Raw genomic sequence first — 17,480 nt, forward strand, 5'->3', positions numbered from 1 at the left:
TAGGCTCATGGCGCGCAGCGATCGTTTGTTTCGTCTTCTCCAGGCGCTTCGCAGCCTGCCGCCGCCGGTGACTGCCGCGCGGCTGGCGGAGGAAACCGGCGTGTCGCTACGCTCGCTCTACCGCGACATCGACAGCCTGCGCACGGCCGGCGCGGTCATCGACGGCGAGCGCGGTTTTGGCTATCGCCTGACCGAGGATATCGCCCTTCCGCCCCAGACCTTCACGCGTCTTGAAATCGAAGCCCTCGTGCTGGGTTTGGCCGAAGTTCGCCACATGGGCGAACCCGAGCTTGCGCGGGCCGCCGACTCGGTGCTTTCGAAGATAACCGCGACCCTGCCGGATCGATTGCAGCAGCAGACGATCCATGCCGTCTCACAGGTTCACCGTTTCGAGCAGAGGTCCGCGCCCGATATCGACGTCGGGCTGCTTCGCGAGGCCTGCTGGCAGGAACGGGCAATCGTCATCGACTATGTCGACGCCGAGCGCCGCCACAGCGAAAGGCGTGTCCTGCCGCTCGGGATCGTCTATCTCGAGCATGTCCTGGTGCTGCTCGGCTGGTGTTGTCTCCGTCAGGACTTCCGCAAGTTCCGCATCGACCGCATCGCCGACATGAAGCCGACCGGCGACAGCTTCCGTCCGCGCCGTGTGCCGATGCTGCGCGAGTTCATTGCCCGCATGAACGCCGGCACAACGGACGCGGCGCCAACCCGCCCCAAGGGATAGGCCGACGCCGCAGATACCGCTGACGGTGTTTAAGTGGCGCTCAGAAGTCCGGCGCCACGCCGAAGACGAACTCCACCTGCTCGCCCGACATGTTGTAATATTGGTGATCGGTTCCGGCCGGAATGTAGAAGCCGTCCCGCGGGTTGAGCTCGAACCAGGCCTGACCTTCCGCATCCGGGACATGGATGTTGAGCATTCCGGAAACGACGTAGAGGCATTCGTCGCCCTTGTGGCGTTCGACGCCGGTGCGCTTGCCGGCAAGCAGCGTCGTCTTGCCGACCGTCAGCTGGTCGGTGGCGCAGTAGAGGCCGGTAAAGGCGCCTTGTGTCGCCTGATCCAGACTCCACAGCAGGTCGGCATCGCGCATCGGGTGGATCGTACGTCCATCGCGCCGGGCTTTTGCTTCCATTGGCCAGCGTCCGATAAATTCGCTTTGGCTGTAGCGCGACTGCGCAAGCTCGAGATAAGGCTTGGTGCGGGCATAGGGGCCGGACGTGCCCTTCGCCGGTGGCGGCGCAAAGAATTCCAGCACCCGGACCTGCTCGTTGCCGAGGTTGAAGCCGTGATGCCAGGTATCCTTGCGGAAGAACAACGCCTCGCCCTTCTGCGCGATGCAGAATTCCCCGGTTTCCGGGTTGGCAAGGCCGAGCGTGCCGCTCAGCACATAGAGCACTTCATCGGCGCCAAAGATCGTGCGAAAGGCTTCGGTATGCTTGAAGCAGCCACCGGGCTGCATGCCGAAGACGATCTGGTGGATGCTGTCGGTGGATGCATAGATCCAGTCGTCGACGAGGCCGGCATTCTCCTCCCCCCAGAGGTGGCGGGTGACATCAGCATAGGGAATGTGGCTGGCGCGATCGAATACGGGACGCGGTGAAGGCTTGTAGCCCATCGGTAACTCCTTGGCTGCGGGCGCGCGGTGGCGCGCTATTTTGTGGTTGATGGCGCGCGCGTCCGCTCGATCAGTCGGGCAGTGACCTTGCGCTTCATGTCTGGGTCGAGATGCATGACGTTGAAGACCTCCGCCATCCACAGGCCCTCGACGGCAAGGCGGATGATCGTGGCGTCGACCGGATCGAGGCCGTCGCCTTCGACCGCCGCCTGGCAACGGATGTTCTGCTGGCGCACGATCTCCAGCAGATCAGGAAAGTTGGAGAGCGCCGCCGTGATGCTGGCGCCGAGGCGGTCGTACTGCTCGCCGGTGCTTGCGGCTTCGCCGAGCGTCGCGCCGACATAGGCCCTTGTGTAGCGGCCGTGCGGATCCTCGTCTTCCTTCTCGATGCCGGCAAGACCGGTCTCGAAGCGATAGACGAACCGTTCGACCATGGCGCGCACCAGGGCATCCTTGCTGGCGAAATGATAGAGGATGCCGCCCTTGCTCAGGCCCGTCTGCTCTGCGACCTCGTCGAAGGTCAGCGAGGATACGCCCTTACCCACCACGATCGCCTCGGCGGCAGTCAGAATACGGTCCCGTGCGCTTTCACGTTTTGCCATGTCGGTACAATCCAGTGTTGAAAAACTCAGCGCACGCTATATCCGTGAACTCTCCCGCAGGCGATCGACGATCTCGGCCATCAGCGCCAGATCGTTGCGCGAATCGTCGAGCGTGGTCTTCGGCTGCGTGCCCTTGACCAGATGATCGTGGAAGGCACGCAGTTCGAGCGCGAAGGGATCGGTATAGTCAGGACCGAAGACCCGCGTCTCCGTCTCGGTGTCGGTCGAATCGATGACCTCCAGCGAGGTCGGCAGGTTGCGGATATAGGGCGTGTCGTAGCTGACCCGCAGTTGGCGCCGGTCGGACAGGATTTCGATGCGGGCATCGAAGCGGGCGACGTTGTCGATCAGCGCCTCGTAAACCGCGGTGAAATGGCCATAGTCGAAAAGCGCGACAATGGATTCGCCGTTGGCCTTGTGGTGGGCGGCGATCACCCGCTTCGGCAGGCCGATCAGCTCGCGCATCGCCGAAAGGCTGTGCGACGATAGCCCGGTCAGCACCTGATAGGCGCGCATCAGGTCGGCAGGCGCATCCTGGCCAACCACCTGCTTGAGAAGTGCGGCCGTCTGCGCACGGGATTCGGCCAGGAACGCAGCGTCGAGATCTTTGGGGTAGAAGATGTTGCGGGTCTGCTTGATGAAGAACGGCCCCTCGCAGATGATGTCGCGCACGCGGACGTAGCGGACCGCTTCCTGCTCCGGCATCATCGCCTTGGCCCTGAGGAAGCTCGGCGAATAGCGGCGCATATAGGCGACGAACAACAGGCGGTCGGTGGCCCTGGCAAGCGGCGCGACCGCGTCGATCTCGCCAAGGGTAAGGCAGGCCGGCTTCTCCAGGAAGACATGTTTGCCCGCTTTCAGCGCCAGTTCGAGATAGAAACTGTGCGTCTGGTCCGGGGTGAGGATGAACACGGCATCGATATCGGGTGCGGCAACCAGCGCTTCGGCCGTTTCGAACGGCCTTGCGCCGGGATAGCGCGCCGAACAATAGGCCGTCAGGCTTGGCGACACGTCATAGACGCCGACGATTTCAAACAGGTTCCGGTGATCCGCCAGGATCGGTAGATGCATGAGCTGGCTGACTTCGCCAAGCCCGATCAAACCAACGCGAACGACACGCATGAAAGCAACCTTTCCGCCTCTGGGTGAGGCAACAATTCAACCCTTGACCGCACCGGCTGTCAGGCCGGAGACGATATGTTTCTGGAAGATGAGAGCGAGGATGACCAATGGAACGGTGACGATCGTCGACGCCGCCATGATCGCGCCATAGGGGAATTCATAGCGGCTGGAGCCCGAGATCAGCGCGATCGCCACCGGCACCGTGCGGTTCTCGTCCGTCAGGATGAAGGTCAGCGCGAACATGAACTCGTTCCACGAGGCGATGAAGGCAAGCAGGCCCGTCGAGATCAGTGCCGGCCCCATCATCGGCAGGAAGATGCAGCGCACAATCCGCAAAGGCGAGCAGCCATCCATGATCGCCGCCTCCTCGATCTGCTTCGGCAGATCGCGCATGAAGGTGGTCAGAACCCAGATGTTGAAAGGCAGCGTGAAGATCATGTAGGCGAAGATCAGCGAGCCGACGGTGTTGTAGAGCCCGAGCCAGCGGATCATCTCGAACAGGCCGGACAAAAGCGCGATCTGCGGAAACATCGAGACCGCGAGCACCAGAAGCATGATCGGCGAACGACCGCGAAAGTCGATCCGGCCGAGCGCATAGGCAGCGGCGATCGCCAGCACGAGCGAAAGGGCCACGACCGAGAAGGCGACGATCAGCGAATTCAAGAGGCTGCGCAGGAAAACGCCGTCCGACAGGATGGCCGCGTAGTTGTTGAATTTCAGGTCCGGGAAGAACGTCACGTCGAAGATCGCCTGGCCCGACTTCAGCGACGACGCGATCATCCAGTAGAACGGAAACAGCGTATAGAGCGCGACGATGCCGAAGAGGCTGTAGATCGCGACCTGATGCAGGCGTTTGCGGGTGTTGCTTCGGACCATGTCAAACTCCCAAAAGGCGGCGATTGAGACGGAAGACGGTGACATAGATCGCGGTAACGACGGCGATCATCAGGAAGACGGCGGTACTGGCGGCGGAGCCCACGCCCATGTCCTGGAAGTTGACGAGGACCTCGCGGGCATAAATCGACACCGTCTTGGTGTCGTCGCTGTTGGACGACAGCACGAAGCTCAAATCGAACATGCGCAGCGCATCGAGCAGGCGGAAGAGCACGGCAACCGCAATGCTCGGCGCCAGCAGCGGCAGCGTCAGCGAGGTGAACTGCTTCCACGCCGGCACGCCGTCGATTGCCGCGACCTCGTAGATGCCGCGCGGCAGCATCTGCAGCCCCGCCAGGATCAGCAGCACCATGAAGGGCGTGGTGATCCAGACATCGACCGCGATGATCACCGGCATGACCAGGGAGGCATTGGCGGTCCAGGCGATGCCACTGTCGATGAAACCTGCCATTTTCAGCACGTGGTTCACGATGCCGAACTGGTCGTGCAGCATCCACTGCCACATGCGGGCGCTGACCACGACCGGGATCGACCAGGGGATGAGAATGATCGCCCGCATGGCGCCGCGCCCGGCGATGTGGGAATTGAGGAGAAGCGCGATCGTCAGCCCGAGAACGGTCTCGATCGACACCGAAATGACGGTGAAATACAGCGTGTTGCGAACCGATTGCCACCACAGCGGATCTTCGAACAGCGCCCGATAATTGTCGAAGCCGATGTAACTGTAGAAGTCCGGCTCCGTTAGCAGCGCGTCGGTGAAGGAAAAGACGAAGGTGCGCCCGAGCGGCCAGAGGGCAACGGCCGTCAACACCAACAGGCTCGGCGCCAGGAACCACCAGGCGGTGCGGGCGCGGGCTTGACGCAAGCCGAGAGATTTCATCAAGACACCTGACACCATTGTCTCAGGCCTCCGCCGCACGAAGCGCCAACTCGTCGGCGCCGAACAGGTGCGCCTTTGACCGCATCCAGCCGACGGTGATGTCGGCATTCGGCCGGAGATCCGGCTTGCCCTGCACCTTCATCACCAGCATCTGGCCATCGCCGACGCGCGCATGGACCAGCGCCTCGCCGCCGAGCGGCTCGACGAGCAGCACCTGTGCCGGGATCTGCACCTCGCCACCGCCAAGGATCAGATCCTCGGGCCGCAGGCCGATGCTGATCTCGCCGTCATAGTCGATACGGCCGAGCGTATGGGTGACGCCCATGACCTCCAGGCGGCTCGCGGCCGTGTCGCGGCGCAGCGTGCCCGGCAGAAAATTCATGCGCGGTGCGCCGATGAAGCTGGCGACGAATTTGCTTGCCGGCCGTTCGTAGAGCTCCATCGGCGTCCCGACCTGGGCAATCCGGCCGTCCTTCAGGACGACGATGCGATCGGCAAGCGTCATTGCCTCCAGCTGGTCGTGGGTGACGTAGACGGTCGTTGCCTTGAGCTCGCGATGGATACGGGCAATCTCCACCCGCATCTCCATGCGCAGATCCGCATCGAGGTTGGAGAGCGGCTCGTCGAAGAGAAAGAGCTTTTGCGAGCGCACCAGCGCGCGGCCGATGGCGACCCGCTGCTGCTGTCCGCCGGAGAGCTGGGCGGGCCGGCGATGCAGCAGATGTTCGATCTTGAGGAAGCGCGCGACCTTGCTCACCCGCTCCTTGATTTCGCCTGCCGCAAGCCGCGCCGTCTCCAGCGCGAAGCCGAGGTTGCGCTCGACGCTCATGTGCGGATAGAGCGCGTAGGACTGGAACACCATGGCGATGCCGCGCTCTGCCGGCGGCGTTTCGTTCATGCGCTTGCCGCCGATCTGCAGTTCGCCGTCGGAGATTTCCTCGAGCCCGGCAATCATCCGCAGAAGCGTCGACTTGCCGCAGCCCGAAGGGCCGACGAACACCACGAACTCGCCTTCGCCAACCCTCAGGTTGACTTTGTCGATCACGGTCAGCGCACCGAAACGCTTGACGACATCGGTTAGGTCAATTCCGCTCATATGCGCACCGCCTGTTTGCGAGCCCTGTTTGCAAGCGCCGCCACGCCGACCGCACAGGCCGTGTCGCCGAGAACGCTTCTGATGATGGGAAGATCCCGGGCGCCGTCGGCCCAGATGAATGGCCGCGTCAGGCTAGCAAGCCGCGCATTGACTGACGGGTCGCTGCCGATGCCGCCGCCGAGAATGAGGATTGCCGGGTCGAGCGTATTGACGAGCTGCCCGAGATAGGAGGCAAGCGACAAAAGCGCGTCACCGACCATCTTGGCCGCTTTCGGATCGCGCGCTTCCGCTTCGAAAAGCTGCAGCGCGGTCGTGCCGGGGCGGTCGAGGAGCTTGCCATAACGCTCGCCGAGCGCCTTGCCGCTGGCGAAAAGCTCGAGATTGTGGCGCACCGGCTGGTCCTGATCTTCGCCGGCAAACGCCACGATGTCGCTGCCGGAAAAATGGATGGCGAAACCGCGGGCGCCGGCATAGGGCGTTCCGCCGATCACCAGCGAATGCGACAGGCCGGTCGAAATCGTCACATAGACGAAGGGGTCCGCGTCGACGCCGGCACCGATCCAGCCTTCGGCGAAAGCCGCGGCGCGGACATCGCTGTCGATATGGACGGCGCCGAGGCGGCTGAGATGCTGGCGATAGTCGAGATCGCGCCAATCGAAATTCCAGGCCGATGCCGGCTCGCCGGCACCGGTGACCAGTTCCGGCAGGCAAAGGCCGAGCCCTGCGGTCTCAAGCTCGCGCGCCTGGCCTTCGGCTTCCATGGCCTCGGCAAGCACGCCGACCAATTCGAGCACCGCTCGACCGCCTGCCTGGCAGGGCGTCGCCTCCGTGCGCTCGGTGACGACGGCACCATCGGCCAGGCGCACAAGGCAGGCCTTGGTCTTCGTTCCGCCGACATCGATGCCGATCGCGTGCTGGCTCACAGGCGCACTCCTCATCGACCGGCAGCCGCCGCATCGACGTGCAATTCGGCGGCCCGGCATTCGGATACGATCGTTGCCGGCCATGTGGCGTCGTAGGCCGTGGCAGCGAGCATGCGTTCGCAGGCATGGCGCTTGCCCTCGCCCCAGGCAATCATCGCCACGGATTTCGACAGCTCCACGATCGAGCCGATGCCGATGGTCACGCCGTGCGAGGGCACCTCGTCGATGCCGCGAAAGTCGGGAAAGGTCGCGAGATTGTCGCGCCGCGTCTGCTCGGCAAGGGTGAGCACCCGCGTCCGGCTGTCACGCGCCGAGCCCGGCGGATTGAACGCGATGTGACCGTCGCCGGCACCGGATGCGAGCAGAAAAAGATCGATGCCGCCGATAGCAGCAATGCGGGCATCGTAGTCGCCGGGATTGCTTGGGTCCGGCATCCAGAAGTTTGCGGGAGGCACGCGGAACGCCTGAGGAAGCGCGGCGTTCAACCGCCCGACGATCTCGCGCTCGCCGAACCCGCGGCAGGAGAAATGCGCCGACGAGGGTGGCGGCGTCAGGGTATTGTCGCCGGTGGTCTGCAGGTATTCGTCCATCATCACGATGACCAGCCGCGAGCAATCGACGGGCTCGACCGCAAGCCGTCGGCCGATCGCCTCATAGACCGGCATGGGACTGCGCCCGCCCGGGCAACCGAGCACATAAGCGCGGCCCTCCGAGCCCCGCGTCCGGATGCCATCGATGATCCGGCCAGCGAGGTGCTCGCCGATCGACAGCGGCGTATCGTGGATTTCGACCTTCATGCTCTTGCCCGCTCAGCGAGAAGCTCGGAAACGAAGCGGAAATTCCGTTCCGCGATGGTTTCCGGCGCGTCGGGATGGCCGCGCGCCAAATCCTGCTCGACCACGAGCGGGCCGTCGTAGCCGGTCGCCAGCAATTCGGCGACGAAAGCGGCAATGTCGACGACGCCGCGATCGAGGTCGGTCATGATACCCTCTTCGAAGGCGCGATCGCTGTGAATGCCTTCAGCCAGAACCCGTTCGCGGTAGGCACCGTCGACGTTCTTCAGGTGGATTGCGTTGATCCGATCCCGGTGACGCTTGAAGAAGGCGGTCGGATCGGCCTTCCAATAGGCGTGATGACCGGTGTCGAGGCAAAGGCCGACAAGGCCCGGCTCCGTCTCGGCAAGCAGGCGCTCGATCTGCGGCTCAGACTCGACACATGTTCCGACATGCGGGTGAAAGCTGAACTCCAGCCCGTGCGAGCGGGCGATACGCGCGGCACCCATGGTCTGCTCGACGACGGAGCGCCAGCCCGTCTCATCGACCACCCCCATCTTGTCCTTCGGATAGAACTCGGACTCGTCCATCAGGATGAAATGCGTCGCGCCGATTTCAGACAACAGCCGGCAGATCGCCTGCGTCTTTTCCTCAAGAACCGGCCAGGAGGCGGGATCGGCGAGCGTGTGGACATGGGCGGCCGCGACGACCGACAGGCCGCGACTGCCAAGCTCGGACGAAAGCGCCGCGGGATCGGTGGTAAAGAAACCGTATGGCCCGAGTTCGGTGTGCCGGTATCCGGCCGCCTTGATGCGGTCGAGATAATCGGTCCAGCTGATGTCGTTGCCCTCGGGCCAGTAAACGCCCCAGCAGCACGGTGCTATCGCAATGTTCACGGGTGATGTCCTCGATCTCCAGAGCATTTTCAGGAAAAGTGCGAAGCGGTTTTCCGTCAGGAAATGCGTAAAAAACAATGAGCTAGAGCGTTTCTTCGACTTCATTTAAACCGGAAACGCTCTAGAAGATGGGCGGGGCTTACCAGCCCCGCGCCTTCAGACGTTCCAGGTCGCTCGCGACCTTGGCCAGGGCATCGCCCGCGCTTTCCTTGCCGCTCAGCACATTGTGCACGCCATTGAAGATCCGCTGGGACACACGGTTGTAGGACGCGCCGGTCACCTGCGATGGACGCGAGGCGCTTTCGGCATAGGCCTTCTCGGCAAATTGCAGCGATGGGTTGGCGGCCAGAATGTCCTTGTCTTCGTAGAGCGCCTTCAGCGTCGGGCTATAGGCCTGAAGCGCGCGGCGCTTCTGCTCCTTGGCGCCGGTCAGGTAGCGGACCAGGCTGACGGCCGCGTCGACGTCGTCGGCATATTTGGACACGCCGAGAAGGCCCGCCCCATAACATCCGCTCGACTTCCCGCCCTCGGCCCCGACCGGCAGCGCCATGACGCCGATCTTGCCGCGGAGCGACGATCCGTCGGCCTGCGTCGTACCCCAGACGTAGCTCCAATTGCGATGGAAGACCGAGTTGCCGGCCTCGAAGACGCCGCGCGAGCCTTCCTCGTCGTAGTTCAACACGCCTTCCGGGCTGATGCCACCGATCCAGGACCGGGCAAGATCGAGCGCTTCAGCGGCCTTCGGATTGTTGGCGGTGATCTCGCCCTCCGGCGAGATGAAGGTTCCGCCGCCGAAGGATGACACCCATTCGAGCGCGTCGCAGGTCAGGCCCTCATAGGCCCGCCCCTGCCAGACATAGCCCCACATATCGGGGCTGCCCGATGCCCGCTCCTTGTCCTGGATGAACTTCGCCGTCTCCGTGAGTTCCTGCCAGGTCTTCGGCTCGGCCCTGCCGTGCTTCTCCAGAAGATCCTTGCGATAGAACATCAGGCCGGCATCGACGAACCACGGCATTGCCAGAAGCTGGCCGTTGATCGTCGCGTCGGCAAGCGACGATTCAAAGTGGCTGGAAACCTCGTCGGCCGGCACCTTCTGCCGGAGATCGACGAGGTGCGAAGCGAGCGTGCCGACCCAGATATTGTCGAGGGTCAGGACATCGACGTCGCCGGATTTTCCGGCGAGCAGCTGCTGGTAGAGCGGCAGCGCCTCACCCCAGTTGGCCGGCATCTTGTTGATCTTGACGGTATTGCCGGTCTCTTTGGCCCAGGCCTCGGAGGCCGACTGGCAGAGTTCAAGCTCGGCGCCGGCCGAGCTGCAGAAAATCGACACTTCGGCCGCAGCCGCCGGAAATGCGGCAAACGCCGCGGTGGCCAAGGCGGCCGCCTTCACGCACTTCGTCCAATGCATTCTCGTCTCCTCCCCAGAAAACGTTTTGCCTCGATCAGCGATGACAAGTTACTATACCGTCCAGACGGTACAGTAAAGTGGGGTAAACGAGAAAATCACAACATCCTCGACAAGCCGGCAACAGGCCACCGGCCTATTTGACTTACAGCGCCGCGCGTCTATTTAGACGCGCAAAGGTCGCTGTAACACTTTGAGTTGCTGCATAATTCCTTAAATCGATTCCGATTTAAGGAATTATGCAGTAGGGCGGCAACGCCACGAGGCGAATCCCCAAAAAGAAAAAGGCGTGGCCCACCGGAAGGTGAACCACGCCTTGCCGCACCAAGATGCGGTCTTGCCCTGGGAGGCAGCTCTATTCGGCCGGCTGAAGGCCCTGAACCGAGCTTTCCGGCAGCGCCCGGCCGCCAAGGGTCGTGGCGAGTTGGGTCTCGTCCAGTTCGCCTTCCCACTTCGCAACGACGATGGTCGCGACGGCATTGCCGACAAAGTTGGTCAGCGCCCGGCATTCCGACATGAAACGGTCGATACCGAGGATCAGCGCCATGCCGGCGACCGGTACGGCCGGAACGACCGATAGCGTGGCCGCGAGCGTGATGAAGCCGGCGCCGGTGATACCGGCCGCACCCTTGGAACTCAGCATCGCCACCAGTAGCAGCAACACCTGGTCGCCGAGCGACAACGGAATGTCGGTCGCCTGGGCGATGAAGAGAGCCGCGAGCGTCATGTAGATGTTGGTGCCGTCGAGATTGAAGGAATAACCGGTCGGGATGACCAGTCCGACGACCGAGCGCTTGCAGCCGGCCTTCTCCATCTTGCTCATCAGGCCCGGAAGCGCTGCTTCCGAGGAGGACGTGCCGAGAACCAAGAGCAGCTCTTCCTTGATGTAGCGGATGAGAGCGACGATCGAGAAGCCGTTGTAGCGGGCGACGGCGCCGAGCACGACGAAGACGAAGAGCAGCGAGGTGACGTAGAAGGTGCCGATCAGCATGGCGAGGTTGGCGATCGAACCAACGCCATACTTGCCGATGGTGAAGGCCATGGCGCCGAATGCGCCGATCGGCGCGGCCTTCATCAGGATCGCCACCAGCTTGAAGATCGGCAGCGTCAGCGCGTGCAGGAAGTCGACGACGGGCTCCGCCTTCTTGCCGACCATGGCGAGCGCGAGACCGAACAGGACGGAGATGAACAGCACCTGCAGGATATCGCCCTCGGCGAATGCACCGACGAGCGTGGTCGGGATGATGTTCATCAGGAAGCCGGTGATCGACTGCTCATGCGCCTTTTCGCTGTAGGAGGTGACCGCCTTGACGTCGAGTGAGGCGGGATCGATGTGCATGCCGGCGCCCGGCTGCACCACATTGGCCACGATCAGGCCGATGATGAGCGCAAGCGTCGAGAAGGTCAGGAAGTAGATCATCGCCTTGCCGGCGACCCGCCCGACCTTGGCAAGGTCGGTCATGCCGGCGATGCCGGTGGCAACGGTCAGGAAGATGACCGGAGCAATGATCATCTTGACGAGCCGGATGAAGGCATCGCCGAGCGGCTTCAGCTGCGTGCCGATTTCCGGATAGAAATGTCCGAGCAGGATGCCCGCGGCGATCGCCGCCAGAACCTGGACATAGAGATGACGATAGAAAGGTGTCTTGCCGCGCGGTTCCGCGGATTGGTCGATAATCATGATATCCTCCACTCGGCCCAGTCCGGCGTCATGCCGGGCCTCCCGGGCCATATTTCCGAAGCGCGACAGCTCGGGCTGTCATGAGGATGTCATTTGCAATAGGCGTGCCAGATCGCAGCACGGCTCATCAGGCTATTGAAATATCAGCACATTTCAAGAGAACCCGGGTCGGGCACACAAATATTTGAGCGGATATCCGCACAGGTCGTCTGGAAATCTGGGCGGAATAATGCACAATTCGGCCATGTCCATGCCCGCCCCCACCCCCATCGATCCAGCGGATCTTCACCGGCAGATGCGCCGCGCCTGGCTGATTTTTGCCGCGGTCGCATTGGGGCTGTTGGTAGCGGGGCTCTTTGTCGCCGGCGAATATGGGCGAAACAAGGCGCTCGAATCCGTCGATATCCAAAGCCGCATCGATGCCAATCTCAAGGCTTCGCTGCTGAGGGCGGTGCTGGAGCGGCAGCGCGCGCTGCCCCTGGTGCTGGCCGACGACGTCGAGGTGAAAGCCGCGCTCGAGCGAGGTGGCAACCAGCCGTTGCAGCGGCTCAATCAAAAGCTCGAGGCGCTGGCCACCAATACTGATGCGGCGGTGATCTACGCGATCGGCCTCGACGGTGTGGCGATCGCGGCCAGCAACTGGCGCGAGCCGACCAGCTTCGTCGGCAATGACTACGCCTTCCGCGAATATTTCCGGATGGCGATGCGCGACGGCAAGGCCGAGCATTTCGCCATGGGCACAGTCAGCAAGCGGCCGGGCCTCTACATATCAAGACGTGTCGACGGTCCTGACGGCCCCATCGGTGTCGTGGTCGCAAAACTCGAATTCGACGGTGTCGAGGCCGATTGGCTTGCCTCCGGCAAGCCGGTCTATGTCACCGACCGGCGCGGCATCGTGCTGATCACCAGCTTCCCGTCCTGGCGCTTCATGACGACCCGCAACATCCCCGGGGATCGTCTCGCCGCCATCCGCGACAGCCTGCAGTTCGGCGATGCTTCGCTGCTGCCCCTGCCGTTCCGCCGTATCGAACCGATGAGCGATGGGTCGAGCATGCTGACAGCACTTCTGCCCGGCAGCAGCGAGAAGCAATACCTCAGGGTCGAGACCATGGTTCCCTCGACCAGTTGGCGGCTGGAGCAATTGGCCCCGCTGGACGCCGCCCTTGGTGCCGCGAGCCGTGAGGCACGGCTGCTGGCGCTTGCCGTCATTGTGCCGCTGCTGGCGCTTGCCGCATTCCTCCTTCGCCGGCGCCAGGCGCTGACGCTGGTCGCGGCCAACGAGCGCGCCGCGCGCGACGAACTGGAGCGACGCGTCACCGAGCGCACGCACGACCTGAGCCTGGCGCGCGATCACCTCGAAACCGAAATCGCCGACCACCGGCGCACGGGCGAAAGGCTTCAGACGGTGCAGCAGGAACTGGTCCAGGCCAACCGACTGGCGATCCTCGGCCAGGTGGCAGCCGGCGTCGCCCACGAGATCAACCAGCCGGTCGCGACCATCCGCGCCTATGCCGACAATGCGCGCACCTTCCTCGATCGCGGCCAGCAGGAGACAGCGGTCGAAAACCTCGAAAGCATCGCCGCGCTGACCGAGCGGGTCGGCACCATCACCGACGAGCTGCGCAGTTTTGCGCGCAAGGGACGATTCGTCGCCGAACCGACGTCCGTGCCAGAGGTGATCGAAGGCGCACGAATGCTGCTGCGCAGCCGCTTTGCCGGCCGCATGGACGCGATCGTCATCGATCTGCCGGAGAACGGGCTCAGCGTGCTCGGCAACCGTATCCGGATTGAACAGGTGCTGATCAACCTGCTGCAGAATGCCCTGGAAGCCCTTGGCGACCGGGCAGACGCGGAGATCCGTGTGCGGTGCGAGATAGGCGCCTCCGACACTGTTTCCCTTGTTGTCGCCGACAATGGCCCGGGCATCAGGCCCGATATCCTCGAGGATCTGTTCACCCCGTTCAACACGTCCAAGGATGAGGGCCTCGGTCTCGGCCTTGCCATCTCCAAGGAAATCGTCGTCGACTATGGCGGCGACATCGAGGTCAAGACCGGCCCCGACGGTACCGTCTTCACCGTTCGCTTGAAGAGGGCCTGAGCGATGCAACAATCCGTATGCCTCGTCGACGACGACAGCGAGCTCAGGAAGGCGATGAAGCAGACGCTGGAGCTTGCCGGCCTCACCGTCTCCGCCTTTCCCGGCGCGGCGGAAGCGCTCATACTCCTCGGCCCGGGCTTCGACGGCATCGTCATCAGCGATATCCGCATGCCGGGGATCGATGGCCTGACACTCTTTCGCCGCATCGCCGATTTCGACCCCGACCTGCCGGTCATTCTGGTGACCGGGCACGGCGATATTCCGATGGCCGTTCAGGCCATGCAGGACGGCGTCTACGACTTCATTCCGAAACCTTTTGCCGCCGACCGTCTTGTGCAGAGCGCGCGCCGCGCCCTGGAAAAGCGCCGGCTGGTGATGGAAAACCGTGCCCTGAAGCGTGCAGCGGAAGTCGCCGGCGAAAGCCTGCCGCTGATTGGCCAGACGCCGGTCATGGAACGGCTGCGCCAGACCTTGCAGCATATCGCCGACACCGACGTGGATGTGCTCGTTGCCGGCGAAACCGGCAGCGGCAAGGAGGTGGTGGCGACGCTGCTGCACAATTGGAGCCGGCGCCGCGACGGCAACTTCGTGGCGCTCAACTGCGGCGCACTGCCGGAAACGGTGATCGAAAGCGAGCTTTTCGGCCACGAGCAGGGCGCCTTTACCGGCGCCTTGAAGAAGCGCATCGGCCGTATCGAGCATGCAAGTGGCGGCACGCTTTTCCTCGATGAAATCGAAGCGATGCCGCCGGCAACGCAGGTCAAGATGCTGCGTGTTCTCGAAGCCCGCGAAATCACGCCGCTCGGCACCAATGTCGTGCGACCGGTGGATATCCGCGTGATCGCCGCCGCCAAGATCGACCTTGGTGACCCGGCCCAGCGGGGCGACTTTCGCGAGGATCTCTATTTCCGGCTGAACGTCGTCACCCTGTCGATCCCGCCGCTGCGCGAACGCCGGGACGACATCCCGCTTCTCTTTTCGCATTTCCTGACGCGCGCGGGCGAGCGGTTCAAGCGCGACGTGCCGACGGTTTCGCCGGCGGTGCACCACTATCTGATGTCCCATTCCTGGCCCGGCAATGTGCGCGAACTCTCGCATTTCGCCGAGCGCGTCGCCCTTGGCGTCGAAGGGGCGCTCGGACAGCCGACCGCCGCCGCAGTGCCAACCGGTGCCGCCCTGCCCGAACGACTCGAGCGCTACGAGGCAGAAATTCTGAAAGAAGCGCTGCGGGCGCAGCGCGGCGACGTCAAGGCGACGATCGAGGCACTGGGCATTCCGCGCAAGACCTTCTACGACAAGCTGCAGCGGCACGGCATCAACCGGGCGGATTATGCCGATCGCCCGTCAGTCGAAAAGCCGGGCCGCTAGTAAGCGATCAACAGGCCTGACACGCGACCTTCGGATTAGCGCTTGACTGCGCATCCGGATCGATGGCTATCTCTAGGCATTCACCAGGGGGGTCCCGTCAAGGGGCTGAGATACTGCTGGGCGGATCGGCTTTGCCGACCGAGGCGCAGTGACCCGTTGAACCTGATCCAGTTCATACTGGCGTAGGGACGGTGCAGACATCGACGCCACGGGTCCGTCAATCGCGCGGAAATCCGGGCGGACCTGTCTTTTCCTTCCGGCTTCAGAACTGGGTCTCCAACCGCAAACTTGGAGCCTCATCATGAATATTGTCACCAAACCCGCAGACCTCACGGTCACCAAAGGCCCGCTTCCCGCCTCGAAGAAGGTCTACAAACCAGGCACGATCCATCCTGATATCCGCGTGCCGATGCGCGAAATCGCCCTGCACCCCACGTCGGGCGAGCCGCCGGTCACGGTCTATGATGCCTCCGGGCCCTATACCGTGGAAGACGCCAACATCCGCATCGAGGAAGGGCTGCCACGGCCGCGCCGCAACTGGATCATCGCACGTGGCGATGTCGAAGCCTATGACGGGCGCAGCGTCCGGCCGGAAGACAACGGCTTTGCCTCCGGAGACCGGCTGACGCCAACCTTTCCCGTCCGTCATGCGCCCTTGCGTGCCACCGGCCGGCGCGCCGTGACGCAACTTGCCTATGCACGGGCCGGCATCATCACGCCCGAGATGGAGTTCGTCGCCATCCGCGAAAACCTCGGCCGCGACGCCGCGCGCGCCACGCAGCGCGACGGCGAAAGCTTCGGCGCCCATATTCCCGATCACGTCACGCCCGAATTCGTCCGCCAGGAAATCGCCAGCGGCCGCGCCGTCCTGCCCGCCAACATCAACCATCCGGAATGCGAACCGATGATCATCGGCCGGAACTTCCTGGTGAAGATCAATGCCAATATCGGCAACTCCGCCGTCACCTCTTCGATGGCCGAGGAAGTCGAAAAGATGGTCTGGGCAACGCGTTGGGGCGCAGACACGGTCATGGACCTTTCGACCGGCCGCAACATCCACAACATCCGCGAATGGATCATCCGCAATTCGCCGGTGCCGATCGGCACCGTGCCGCTCTACCAGGCGCTCGAAAAGGTCAACGGCATCGCCGAGGACCTGACCTGGGAGGTCTATCGCGACACGCTGATCGAACAGGCGGAACAGGGCGTCGACTACTTCACAATCCATGCCGGTGTCCGGCTTCACTATATCCCGCTGACGGTCGACCGGGTCACGGGCATCGTCTCGCGCGGCGGCTCGATCATGGCCAAGTGGTGCCTGCACCATCACAAGGAGAGCTTTCTCTACGAGCACTTCGAAGAGATCTGCGATATCTGCCGTGCCTACGACGTCTCGTTTTCGCTCGGTGACGGCCTGCGCCCGGGCTCGATCGCCGATGCCAACGACGCCGCCCAATTTGCCGAACTGGAAACGCTGGGCGAGTTGACGAAGATCGCCTGGGCCAAGGATTGCCAGGTGATGATCGAGGGGCCGGGCCACGTGCCGATGCACAAGATCAAGGAAAACATGGACAAGCAGCTCGCCGTCTGTGGCGAGGCGCCGTTCTATACGCTTGGGCCCCTGACGACCGACATCGCGCCCGGCTACGACCACATCACGTCGGGCATAGGTGCTGCGATGATCGGCTGGTTCGGCACGGCCATGCTCTGCTACGTGACGCCGAAGGAGCACCTGGGCCTGCCGGATCGCAACGACGTCAAGACCGGGGTCATCACCTACAAGATCGCAGCCCACGCAGCTGATCTCGCCAAGGGACATCCGGCGGCCCGCACCCGGGACGACGCCCTGTCGCGCGCCCGTTTCGAGTTCCGCTGGGAGGACCAGTTCAACCTGTCGCTCGACCCGGAGACCGCGCGCTCCTTCCACGACGAGACCTTGCCGAAGGAGGCGCACAAGGTCGCGCATTTCTGCTCGATGTGCGGGCCGAAATTCTGCTCGATGCGGATCTCGCACGACATCCGCGCCGAGGCGCAGAAGGAAGGTCTGCAGGCGATGGCAGCCAAGTATCGCGACGGCGGCGATCTCTATCTGCCGGTCGGCGACGACGCCGTAGTGCAGCGATAAC

The 17,480-nt window shown here is 63.4% G+C and carries 15 protein-coding genes and 1 riboswitch; of the genes, 4 read left to right on the forward strand and 11 right to left on the reverse strand.

Annotation, left to right across the window (positions count from 1 at the left end; all coding sequences use genetic code 11):
* Nucleotides 1-7 precede the first annotated feature (7 nt).
* Nucleotides 8-724: a YafY family protein gene (locus BC363_RS04720; RefSeq protein ID WP_065785741.1), complete on the forward strand. Its 717-nt coding sequence runs from the start codon at nucleotides 8-10 to the stop codon at nucleotides 722-724.
* Nucleotides 725-764: 40 nt separating this feature from the next.
* Here BC363_RS04720 and BC363_RS04725 read toward each other — a convergent pair whose 3' ends face one another.
* The 11 genes from BC363_RS04725 to BC363_RS04775 all read right to left on the reverse strand — a co-directional run bounded on the left by BC363_RS04725 (nucleotide 765) and on the right by BC363_RS04775 (nucleotide 11,888).
* Complete coding sequence (locus tag BC363_RS04725; protein WP_065785744.1) at nucleotides 765-1,616, reverse strand: cupin domain-containing protein; 852 nt, start codon at nucleotides 1,614-1,616, stop codon at nucleotides 765-767.
* Between the two features lie 35 nt (nucleotides 1,617-1,651).
* Nucleotides 1,652-2,218, reverse strand: a complete 567-nt coding sequence (locus tag BC363_RS04730; protein ID WP_065785746.1) for a TetR/AcrR family transcriptional regulator — start codon at nucleotides 2,216-2,218, stop codon at nucleotides 1,652-1,654.
* Between the two features lie 36 nt (nucleotides 2,219-2,254).
* Complete coding sequence (locus BC363_RS04735) at nucleotides 2,255-3,340, reverse strand: Gfo/Idh/MocA family oxidoreductase (RefSeq protein ID WP_065785747.1); 1,086 nt, start codon at nucleotides 3,338-3,340, stop codon at nucleotides 2,255-2,257.
* 36 nt (nucleotides 3,341-3,376) lie between these two features.
* Entirely contained in the window at nucleotides 3,377-4,216 is an 840-nt protein-coding gene (locus BC363_RS04740; protein ID WP_065785749.1) for a carbohydrate ABC transporter permease, read from the reverse strand.
* Nucleotide 4,217: 1 nt separating this feature from the next.
* Entirely contained in the window at nucleotides 4,218-5,114 is an 897-nt protein-coding gene (locus BC363_RS04745) for a sugar ABC transporter permease (protein ID WP_065785851.1), read from the reverse strand.
* Between the two features lie 22 nt (nucleotides 5,115-5,136).
* Entirely contained in the window at nucleotides 5,137-6,210 is a 1,074-nt protein-coding gene (gene ugpC / locus BC363_RS04750) for a sn-glycerol-3-phosphate ABC transporter ATP-binding protein UgpC (RefSeq protein WP_065785750.1), read from the reverse strand.
* On the reverse strand, nucleotides 6,207-7,133 hold the full coding sequence (locus BC363_RS04755; RefSeq protein WP_065785751.1) for an ROK family protein: 927 nt from the start codon (nucleotides 7,131-7,133) through the stop codon (nucleotides 6,207-6,209). The genes ugpC and BC363_RS04755 overlap by 4 nt, the downstream gene beginning before the upstream one ends.
* Before the next feature lie 11 nt (nucleotides 7,134-7,144).
* Entirely contained in the window at nucleotides 7,145-7,930 is a 786-nt protein-coding gene (locus BC363_RS04760; protein ID WP_065785753.1) for a 6-phosphogluconolactonase, read from the reverse strand.
* Nucleotides 7,927-8,802, reverse strand: coding sequence for a sugar phosphate isomerase/epimerase (locus BC363_RS04765; RefSeq protein WP_161952435.1), 876 nt, complete (start codon nucleotides 8,800-8,802; stop codon nucleotides 7,927-7,929). Before BC363_RS04765 ends, BC363_RS04760 begins: the two co-directional genes overlap by 4 nt.
* A 139-nt stretch (nucleotides 8,803-8,941) precedes the next feature.
* A complete protein-coding gene (locus tag BC363_RS04770; RefSeq protein WP_065785755.1) occupies nucleotides 8,942-10,210 on the reverse strand; it encodes an ABC transporter substrate-binding protein in 1,269 nt (422 codons plus the stop codon).
* A 352-nt stretch (nucleotides 10,211-10,562) separates the two neighbouring features.
* Nucleotides 10,563-11,888, reverse strand: coding sequence for a dicarboxylate/amino acid:cation symporter (locus BC363_RS04775; protein ID WP_065785757.1), 1,326 nt, complete (start codon nucleotides 11,886-11,888; stop codon nucleotides 10,563-10,565).
* A gap of 229 nt (nucleotides 11,889-12,117) precedes the next feature.
* Between BC363_RS04775 and BC363_RS04780 the strand changes: the two genes are divergently transcribed.
* The 3 genes from BC363_RS04780 to thiC all read left to right on the forward strand — a co-directional run bounded on the left by BC363_RS04780 (nucleotide 12,118) and on the right by thiC (nucleotide 17,479).
* Nucleotides 12,118-13,986 carry a sensor histidine kinase gene (locus BC363_RS04780; RefSeq protein WP_065785759.1) on the forward strand — a complete coding sequence of 623 codons (1,869 nt, stop codon included), beginning with the start codon at nucleotides 12,118-12,120 and terminating at the stop codon, nucleotides 13,984-13,986.
* Between the two features lie 3 nt (nucleotides 13,987-13,989).
* Nucleotides 13,990-15,354, forward strand: a complete 1,365-nt coding sequence (locus BC363_RS04785; RefSeq protein ID WP_065785761.1) for a sigma-54 dependent transcriptional regulator — start codon at nucleotides 13,990-13,992, stop codon at nucleotides 15,352-15,354.
* Between the two features lie 75 nt (nucleotides 15,355-15,429).
* A riboswitch (TPP riboswitch) is annotated at nucleotides 15,430-15,561 on the forward strand.
* 94 nt (nucleotides 15,562-15,655) lie between these two features.
* On the forward strand, nucleotides 15,656-17,479 hold the full coding sequence (gene thiC / locus BC363_RS04790) for a phosphomethylpyrimidine synthase ThiC (RefSeq protein ID WP_065785763.1): 1,824 nt from the start codon (nucleotides 15,656-15,658) through the stop codon (nucleotides 17,477-17,479).
* Nucleotide 17,480: the final 1 nt, after the last annotated feature.

It is taken from the genome of Ensifer sp. LC384 (assembly GCF_001695865.1).
In the GTDB taxonomy this organism is placed as follows: Bacteria; Pseudomonadota; Alphaproteobacteria; order Rhizobiales; family Rhizobiaceae; genus Ensifer.

What these genes read in the sequence shown, in the direction of transcription:
- BC363_RS04720 (WP_065785741.1), top strand. Translation starts at nt 8, where the DNA reads ATGGCGCGCAGCGATCGTTTGTTTCGTCTTCTCCAGGCGCTTCGCAGC.
- BC363_RS04725 (WP_065785744.1), bottom strand. Translation starts at nt 1,616, where the DNA reads ATGGGCTACAAGCCTTCACCGCGTCCCGTATTCGATCGCGCCAGCCAC.
- BC363_RS04730 (WP_065785746.1), bottom strand. Translation starts at nt 2,218, where the DNA reads ATGGCAAAACGTGAAAGCGCACGGGACCGTATTCTGACTGCCGCCGAG.
- BC363_RS04735 (WP_065785747.1), bottom strand. Translation starts at nt 3,340, where the DNA reads ATGCGTGTCGTTCGCGTTGGTTTGATCGGGCTTGGCGAAGTCAGCCAG.
- BC363_RS04740 (WP_065785749.1), bottom strand. Translation starts at nt 4,216, where the DNA reads ATGGTCCGAAGCAACACCCGCAAACGCCTGCATCAGGTCGCGATCTAC.
- BC363_RS04745 (WP_065785851.1), bottom strand. Translation starts at nt 5,114, where the DNA reads ATGAAATCTCTCGGCTTGCGTCAAGCCCGCGCCCGCACCGCCTGGTGG.
- ugpC (WP_065785750.1), bottom strand. Translation starts at nt 6,210, where the DNA reads ATGAGCGGAATTGACCTAACCGATGTCGTCAAGCGTTTCGGTGCGCTG.
- BC363_RS04760 (WP_065785753.1), bottom strand. Translation starts at nt 7,930, where the DNA reads ATGAAGGTCGAAATCCACGATACGCCGCTGTCGATCGGCGAGCACCTC.
- BC363_RS04770 (WP_065785755.1), bottom strand. Translation starts at nt 10,210, where the DNA reads ATGCATTGGACGAAGTGCGTGAAGGCGGCCGCCTTGGCCACCGCGGCG.
- BC363_RS04775 (WP_065785757.1), bottom strand. Translation starts at nt 11,888, where the DNA reads ATGATTATCGACCAATCCGCGGAACCGCGCGGCAAGACACCTTTCTAT.
- BC363_RS04780 (WP_065785759.1), top strand. Translation starts at nt 12,118, where the DNA reads ATGCACAATTCGGCCATGTCCATGCCCGCCCCCACCCCCATCGATCCA.
- BC363_RS04785 (WP_065785761.1), top strand. Translation starts at nt 13,990, where the DNA reads ATGCAACAATCCGTATGCCTCGTCGACGACGACAGCGAGCTCAGGAAG.
- thiC (WP_065785763.1), top strand. Translation starts at nt 15,656, where the DNA reads ATGAATATTGTCACCAAACCCGCAGACCTCACGGTCACCAAAGGCCCG.